Genomic DNA, 7859 nt, shown 5'->3' with positions numbered 1-7859 from the left:
CTCCCGCAACTCAGCAAGATCATCACGCCTAACGCCCACGGTCCTCGCAACTCCCACAGATCGCGGGTGTTGCGAGGACCGTTAGAACCCAAGGAGGGGCAGGGGGCCTTCTGGTGCGTGGGCGGGCGCCGGGTCTCGGCGCTCGATGCTGAGCGCTCGATGCTCAGCGCTCGATCGGGCAGCTCGTCAGGGTGGCGAGCGTCCGGTCCAGTCCCGGGGTGCCGGGCCGGGGCCGGTTGTACGGGAGCTTGGAGAGCAGCGAGCCCATCGCGCAGGTGTTGGTCAGCGCGGAGAAGGCCAGCCCGCCGCCGACGGCCGCGGAGACCCACCGGGCGCCCGGCTTGGCGAGGTCGACGAGCAGACCGGCGACGACCAGGGAGCCGGCCACCAGGCGCACCTGGCGGTCCAGCGCCCAGGTCCGGCGGGCACCGGCGACCTGGTCCAGCGGCCGGCCGGCGCTCGCCCAGGCGTTGGTGCCGCCGGTCAGGGTGAGGGTGGGGATACCGGCCTCGGCCAGCCGGCGGCAGGCGTTGTCGGCGCGCGGCCCGGCGGCGCAGACGACGGCGATCTCCTTGTTCCCGGCGGCCTCGCGCAGGGCGGGCAGGGCGCGGTCGAGCTGGTCGAGCGGGACGTTCAGGGCGCCGGGGATGTGGCCGGAGGCGTACTCGCCGGGGGAGCGGACGTCGATGAGGGTGAGTTCTCCGAGGCGGGGCTGGAGCTGCTCGACGGTCAGTGGCGTGGCGGTCATGGGTTCGCTGGTTCCTCTCGGGAGGGGGTTGGGCTTACCGGTGGTGGGTGGATCGGTGGCGCTCGGCGGTGAGCCGGGCGGGGCCTCGGCCTGGTGGTCAGCTCAGGGTGGTGACCAGCATCAGGGCGGCGACGCCGAGCAGGGCGACGGCGAAGGCCTTCTGGAGGGTGCGCCCGCTGAGTTTGTCGGCGAGCCGCTTGCCGTCCCAGGCGCCGAGGATCGCGGCCCCGGTGAAGGGGGCGGCCACGGCCCAGTCGATCGCCCCGGTCGCGCCGAGGCGGGGGAGCAGGGCGGCGAAGGAGTTGGCGGTGATGACGAGCAGGCTGGTGCCGACCGCCTCGGCCATGGTGAAGGCGAGCACCGAGACCAGGGCCGGTACGGCGAGGAATCCGCCGCCGACGCCGAGCAGTCCGGTGACCGCGCCGAGCCCGGCGCCGGCCGCCGTGGAGCGGCCGGGTCCTGCGGCGGAACGTTCCTGCGCCTGCGCCTTGGGTGGCATCAGCATCCGCCAGGCCGCGAGCGCCGCCAGCACGGCGAAGGCGACGGTCAGCAGCGTGCCCGGCAGATGGGCGGACAGTGCTCCGGCGGCCATCGCGAAGGGCAGTCCGGCGGCGGCGAACAGCGCGCCGGTGCGCCAGCGGACCCGGCCCGCCCGGGCGTGGGCGAGCAGTCCGGTCAGCGAGGTCGCGGCGACGATCACCAGGCTGGCCGTGGTGGCCAGCGCCGGGCTGAAGCCCAGCAGGTAGACCAGCGCGGGGACGGCGAGCATGCTGCCGCCGCCGCCCAGCCCGCCCAGCGCGATCCCGACCACCGCGCCGGCGGCGAGCGCCAGGAGCAGCGTGGTCATATCACATGCCCGCCGTCGCCGCCGGGCGTGGTGACCGGCAGCCCGGCCAGCGCCCAGGCGCCCATTCCGCCCGCCACGTTCAGCACCTCGATGCCGCGTGCGGCGAGTACCTCGGCCGCGCGCTGGGAGCGGTTGCCGGAGCGGCAGATCGCCAGCACGGTCCGCCCGGCCGCCTCGGGGGGCAGCGGGACGCCCGCGACCAGTCCGATCAGCGGCAGGTGCAGTGCGCCGGGGGCGTGCCCGGCGGTGAACTCGGCGGGATCCCGGACGTCGAGCAGCACGGCGGCGCCGGTGCGGGCCAGCTCGTGCGCCTGGATGGGCGTGGCCTGGCCGGGAGTGGCCTGACCGTGGGTGTGCGGCAGCGAAGGCATGCGGTTTCTCCAGTGGTGCAGACCGGACCGCAGTGGTCCGGAGTAGCGGGGGCGCCGTGGGTTCCGCGGCGTCCGTACCGGCCTGGTGGCCCGGTGCGGCGGCGTGACCGGCGCGTCCTCGGCCCCGCCCGTACCTGGCTCGGTGGTGGAGGCCGTCCCCCTCGATGTCCACCATAGTACCCCGGGGGGTATTACCGAAATTGTCGAGATACCCCTGCCCGTATCGACTCGGGAAGTCGCATGCTCGGAAACATGCTGCGGGGGGTATCGAGGTGGGGCTGTGGTGCCCGGCACTCAGGAGGGTTCCCCGTGCAGTTCGCCCAGTGATCACGAGTCTGACGCTTCCGCCCGGCCCGGGGGCGTGATCGACCATCCGGGGTCAGCGGAAGGCCGGCAGGATTCCCCCGCCCGAATGCCAAGGGGGAAGGGTGGCTCGGCCGCGCCGTCGCTCCGTGGCGGCGGGCCGTGGAAGGCCGGTTCCCGCAGGTGCGTGTGGTGGTTGCCGGCGGCCGACCGACCGGCCGCGCCCGCCTCGGTTGGTCGGAATAAATACCCCCGGGGGTACACTTGGGCATGTAGCCAGCCCGTCAGACCCCGACGAGGAGACCACCCCGTGATCTTCAGCCAGTACTACCTCGACTGCCTCTCCCAGGCCTCCTACCTCATCGCCGACGAGACCACCGGCCAGGCCGTGATCGTCGACCCCCGCCGGGACGTCGACGAATACCTCGCCGACGCCACGGCACGCGGCCTGACCGTCGTCGGCGTCATCAACACCCACTTCCACGCCGACTTCCTCGCCGGCCACCTCGAACTCGCGGCCGGCACCGGCGCCTGGATCGGCTACGGCCGCCGCGCCGAGACCGAGTACTCCATCCGGCACCTCACCGACGGCGAACGCATCTCCCTCGGCGACGTCACCCTCCAGATCATGGAGACCCCCGGACACACCCCCGAGTCGATCAGCATCCTCGTCTTCGAGCACGCCACCGACGACGCCCCTTACGGCGTACTCACCGGCGACGCCCTGTTCATCGGCGACGTCGGCCGCCCCGACCTGCTCGCCTCCGCGGGCGTCACCGCCGAGGAACTCGGCGCGATGCTCTACGACAGCGTCCACCACAAGCTCATGGGCCTGCCCGACCAGGTCCGCGTCTTCCCCGCCCACGGCGCCGGCTCCGCCTGCGGCAAGAACCTCTCCACCGAGAAGCAGTCCACCATCGGCTCGCAGCGCCTGACCAACTACGCCTGCCAGCCCATGGACCAGGACACCTTCGTCCGCATCGTCACCGCCGGCCAGTCCGCCGCCCCCGCCTACTTCGGCCACGACGCCACCCTCAACCGGCAGGACCGCCCGCTGCTCGACCGCACGAACGCCGCCGCCCCGCTGTGCCCCGAGGGCTTCAAGGAGGCCCGTACCGCGGGCGCCGTCGTCCTCGACGCCCGCAGCCCCCAGGACTTCGGCGCGGGACACCTCCGCGGCGCCATCAACGTCCCCGTCGACGGCCGCTTCGCCGAACAGGCCGGCACCGTCCTCACCCCCGACAGCAACATCGCGATCATCGCCCCGCAGGACCGCGAGGGCGAGGTCATCACCCGCCTCGCCCGCATCGGCTTCGACCACATCGCCGGCTACCTGCGCAACCCCGGCAACGCCCTGCCCGCCCTCGCCGACGAGGTCACCCCCGCCAGCCGCCTCACCGCCGACCAGCTCCGCACCGCCCTCACCGACGAGCAGCCCCCCACCGTCCTGGACGTGCGCACCTGCGGCGAACGCGAAACGGGATTCATCGAAGGATCCCTGCACATCGCCCTGACCGAACTCCCCGGCCGCCTGGACGAGATCCCCACCGACCGCCCCCTGGTCGTCCACTGCGCCAGCGGCCACCGCTCCTCCATCGCCGCCAGCCTGCTGCGCCACCACGGCCACGCCGACGTCTCCGACCTCCTCGGCGGCTACAACGCCTGGCACACCCTCACCGACCCTGCCCGAGCCTGAACCCAGCCGTCCCCGCCCACCCCTGTCCGAGTTGCGTCCGGACGGGGGTGGGGGCCACTACCTTGGGTTTCGGTTATGTCTGCGCCGGTGAGATTCGGCACCCGCGATCACCCCCGGACTGGGTCCCCCCTCCCGTCACCGCCCCTTCTCCACCGTTCCCGGTCCGCGCGTCACCGGTCCTTGCACCGCGCGGCCCGCCGGCCGGGAACGGATCAGCGGGGAAGGCGCGGCCCCGCGGCGAGCGGTACGCCGAGGCGCTCGGACTGGGCGACCGAGGCGGGTGAATCCTGGCTCCGGGCCGCCTCCGTCGGGATCTGCGGAGTCGAGGCCGGCCCGCCCGGGGGCGGGGTGTAGCCGGGCAGGCGAACGGTGCCCCACGCGTACGGGTCGGCCTGGGCGCTGCCGAACGGGGACCAGGCCAGACGGCTCTTGCCGATCTTGTCGGTGGTGTCGGAGTCGTACACGAGGACGTTCGCGGTCATCCGCTCGGGGTCGACGGCGGCCGGAAGGTCCGACAGCGGGATCCGCACCTCGACGGTGTAGCCGTGGTACGGCGCGGTGACCCGGGAGGCGACGGTCAGCCCGGGGGCGGTGGTGTCCGCCGGGCCCTGGTGGTTGTCGCCGTCGCGCTCCGCGCAGGGGCCACCCCCGTTCGCGGTGAACGGCAGGATGCCGGTCTTGAACGTGGTCGAGGTGTCGTCGGAGTCGCCGCGCGGATCGATGGCGATCTCGACGGCGTCGGTGCGCCAGTGCCGCTTGCAGTCGTTCCGGGCGTCCAGGGCGCTGCCCATCCTGTCGTCGGTGACCTGGACGAGCACGTAGAGGTCGTCCCCGTGACGGGAGAGCCGGGCGGTCGCGGAGCAGTCGGCGGGGGCACAGTCCTGGCCGGCCCAGTGCCGCAGCGGGAGTTCGGGCCCGGGGTACTCCCCGGGGCCGGCGGTGCCGTCGACGACGGGCGGGCGATCGAGTGCCGGGACATCGGTCGCGGGAGCGGCGGGGTAGTCGGGCTGGGCGCCGTCCGCCAGCCAGGGCATCTCCACCCGCCGGGTCCAGTCGCGGAACTCGGCGTACAGCGGCTTCAGCCCCGCCTGTTCCCGGACGGTGGCGGGGACCGGTTCGCCGGCCCGGGCGAGGACGGTGAACCACTCGCACGGCAGTCGTCCGGGCGGGGTGTCGACCGTGGCGGGCAGCGAGCCGAGACCCTGGGTCACGTACCTGCGGGCGGCGTTGCGCTCGACCTGCGCGAAGGTCTCGCCCGAGGAGCCGGAGCGCGCGCCGGTCCACACGCCCTCCACGGGCAGCCCCGTGTGCGGATCCGTCAGCCGGGCGGTGGCGCAGGACGGTCCGACGGGCCCGTCGAACCCCCAGTTCTGGGCCAGCAACCGCGACGGCCGCCACGGCCGGTACCCCTCGTCGGTGATCTGCCCGGGGAACGCCGTCGGGTCGCCGGCGAGCCGGAACGCCTCGACGGCCAGCCGGCCGGCCTCCTGGTGCCCGCCGTGCTGGTCGAAGGGACGCGGGTCCATCGTCACCACGGTGGCCGGGGTGGTCGCGCGGAGCAGCCGGACGATCCGTTCGAGCGTGTCGGTGGGCTGCCCGGGCGCCCGGTTCCAGACGGAGGAGACCAGGGGCGCGGAGAGGGTGTACCAGAAGTCCGGCTTGTCGAGGTAGAAGACGTTGTCGATCCCGGCGAGGCCGACGGCCTCCCGTTCCTCCGTCTCACGGATCAGGCCGAGCCGGGCGCCCTCCTCCGGCCCGACGGCGTTCCCGCCGCCCTCGCCCCGCGTGACGGTCACCACCCCGGTGCGCCGCCCGCCGCGCTCCCGCCACTGGGCGAAGGTGGCCAGCGACTGGAACTCGTCGTCCGGGTGGGCCCCGATGAACAGGACGTCGGTGTGGGCCGGATCCCGGTCGACGGGTGCCACAGCACCGGCGGCGGAGCGGCTCGCCGCGCCCTCCGCCGGCACGGCGAAGGCGCAGACCGCGGCCGTGGCCGTGGCCGTGGCCGCAGCGGCGAGGATGGCCGGCCAGGACCGCCGGAACAGGTTCTGGGTCACGGTGCGTGCGTTCCTTTCGGCAGTCACCTCGGTGCGGGAGTTACGGGCGATCAGCCCATGACCGTCCGGGCCGCGCCGGAACGGACCGGGCGGCGGCGGGAGAAGGCGCCGAGGTCGATGACGTTGCCGGTGTGGTCACCGCGGTAGCGCAGTGGGTCGCCGTCGTGGTCGTGGCCGGCTTCGACCGCGTCGATCAGGGCCGCGAGGAAGCGGCCCACCAGCGGGGCGTTCTTGAACTGGTTGCCGCTGGTGCCGATCGCGACGTAGTAGCCGTCGAGGGCGGTGCGGTCGTAGACCGGGGTCCAGTCGTCGGCGACGTCGTACACCCCGGCCGCGCCGCGGGGCCGGTTGGGGACGCCGATCGCCGGGAAGCGGCGCGCGGCCCGGGTGACCTGGGCCTGGAAGCGTCGAACAGTGGGGCGGGGGTCGGCCTCGTCCGGGTCGTCGGTCCACTCGTGGGGGTCGCAGTCCGGCTCGGTGCCGCCGACCAGGAGGTGCCCGCCGGGGGCCTCGCGGATGTAGGTGCCCAGGTCGACGTCGGCGACCAGGGGGAAGGGGTCGGCGGTCGGGCCGGCCGGCGCGGCGACCTGGTGGACCTCCTCGCGCAGCGGGCGCACACCGATGGTGAAGTCGCCGCCGACGCCCGCCAGCCGGTTGAGGCCGCCCGACCAGGGGCCGGCGGCGTTGACCACCACCGGGGCGGCGATCCGCGTCCCGTCGGCGAGGCGGATGCCCGTCACCCGGCCCGCGTGCCGGTCGACGGCCACCACGGTGTGGTGGAACAGGAAGCGGGCACCCAGCCCGGCCGCCGCGTCCGCGAGGTTCTGGGCGGCGAGCTGCGGGTCGTCGACGTACCCGGCGTCCGGAGTGAACAGGGCGCCGAGCTCACCGGACGGGTCGGCGAAGAAGGCGTCGTCGTCCACCGGCTTCGGCGGCCAGTACCGTCCGGGGTCGATCCCCGGAAGGCGCCCGCGCAGCGTCGGGGCGTCCCAGTGCTCGTACGGGACGCCCGCGCGATCGAACAGGGCGGCGGCCTCGGACGGTACGGCCTCGGGGGAGTCGAGCAGCACGGCGCCGGTGCGACGGAAGGCGGCGAGCGGTCTGCGGTCGGAGAGCCGCAGGTGGTCGGCCCAGGACGTCCACAGGTGCTGCGCCTCCCAGGCGGTGGCGACGCCCGCGAAGGTGGAGTAGTTGAACCGGATGATCGCACTGGAGGCGCTGGTGGAACCGTGGCCGACGGCGCCCGCCTTGTCCACGACGGTCACCTGCCGGCCGGCGCGCGCGAGTTCGAGGGCGATGGCCGATCCGATCACCCCGGCTCCGACCACAACGGCATCCGGCTGCCCGACGGTCATGGCGGCTCCTCCTCGGACGGGGGCGTACGCGGGCTCGGTACGGCGGCGAGCAGTGTCCGAGTGTACGGGGGCTGAGGGGTACCCAGGAGGGTTTCGGTGGGGCGGGCTCGAGGATCCGGCCGTGCCGCATGACCGCCACCGCGTCGGAGACGTGGCGGACGGCGGGCAGGTAGTGGCCGATGAACGGCATGCTCCCCGAGCTGCTCCCCGAGCTGCTCCCCACGCCCCCGAAGTCGTCCTTTCGAGCGGACCGACGACGGTCAGGAACGTGCCTGGCGCACCAGCCCCGCCCGGGGCGCCGACACCTCAGACCCGAATCCGCAGGTAGTGGCGGATGGACAGTCAGTTGATCTCTGTGCTGGCCGATGGTGCCGTTGTGGCGTGTCCGGGTGTGCCGGCGACCCGGCTGTCGTGCCGGGTGAGCGGCTTTCCAGGGCGGTGGTGGGAGGTTCGGGCCCGGTCAGGGCGATCGGTCAGGCTGC

General features: G+C 74.0%; 6 protein-coding genes. 1 reads left to right on the top strand and 5 read right to left on the bottom strand.

What is annotated here, in order from left to right; genetic code table 11:
- Window positions 1-163 precede the first annotated feature (163 nt).
- The 3 genes from ACFRAR_RS37525 to ACFRAR_RS37515 all read right to left on the bottom strand — a co-directional run bounded on the left by ACFRAR_RS37525 (window position 164) and on the right by ACFRAR_RS37515 (window position 1966).
- The gene (locus ACFRAR_RS37525; protein WP_380704737.1) at window positions 164-748 is read right to left on the bottom strand and encodes a rhodanese-like domain-containing protein; all 585 of its coding nucleotides are present in this window, start codon (window positions 746-748) and stop codon (window positions 164-166) included.
- A 97-nt stretch (window positions 749-845) separates the two neighbouring features.
- Window positions 846-1595 carry a sulfite exporter TauE/SafE family protein gene (locus ACFRAR_RS37520; RefSeq protein ID WP_380704735.1) on the bottom strand — a complete coding sequence of 250 codons (750 nt, stop codon included), beginning with the start codon at window positions 1593-1595 and terminating at the stop codon, window positions 846-848.
- Complete coding sequence (locus ACFRAR_RS37515) at window positions 1592-1966, bottom strand: rhodanese-like domain-containing protein (RefSeq protein ID WP_380704733.1); 375 nt, start codon at window positions 1964-1966, stop codon at window positions 1592-1594. The genes ACFRAR_RS37520 and ACFRAR_RS37515 overlap by 4 nt, the downstream gene beginning before the upstream one ends.
- 613 nt (window positions 1967-2579) lie before the next feature.
- On the opposite strand from ACFRAR_RS37515, the gene ACFRAR_RS37510 reads away from it, so the two are divergent.
- Window positions 2580-3965, top strand: coding sequence for a rhodanese-like domain-containing protein (locus tag ACFRAR_RS37510; RefSeq protein WP_380704731.1), 1386 nt, complete (start codon window positions 2580-2582; stop codon window positions 3963-3965).
- Between the two features lie 212 nt (window positions 3966-4177).
- Here the strand turns inward: ACFRAR_RS37510 and ACFRAR_RS37505 are convergent, their stop codons facing one another.
- Window positions 4178-6022 carry a sugar-binding protein gene (locus ACFRAR_RS37505; protein ID WP_380704729.1) on the bottom strand — a complete coding sequence of 615 codons (1845 nt, stop codon included), beginning with the start codon at window positions 6020-6022 and terminating at the stop codon, window positions 4178-4180.
- 50 nt (window positions 6023-6072) lie between these two features.
- Window positions 6073-7377, bottom strand: a complete 1305-nt coding sequence (locus ACFRAR_RS37500; protein WP_380704727.1) for an NAD(P)/FAD-dependent oxidoreductase — start codon at window positions 7375-7377, stop codon at window positions 6073-6075.
- Between the last annotated feature and the right edge of the window lie 482 nt (window positions 7378-7859).

The organism is Kitasatospora sp. NPDC056651, from assembly GCF_042792155.1.
In the GTDB taxonomy this organism is placed as follows: Bacteria; Actinomycetota; Actinomycetes; order Streptomycetales; family Streptomycetaceae; genus Kitasatospora.
The sequence above is the reverse complement of the archived record's forward strand: the minus strand, read 5'-3'. Positions and strand labels throughout refer to the sequence as shown.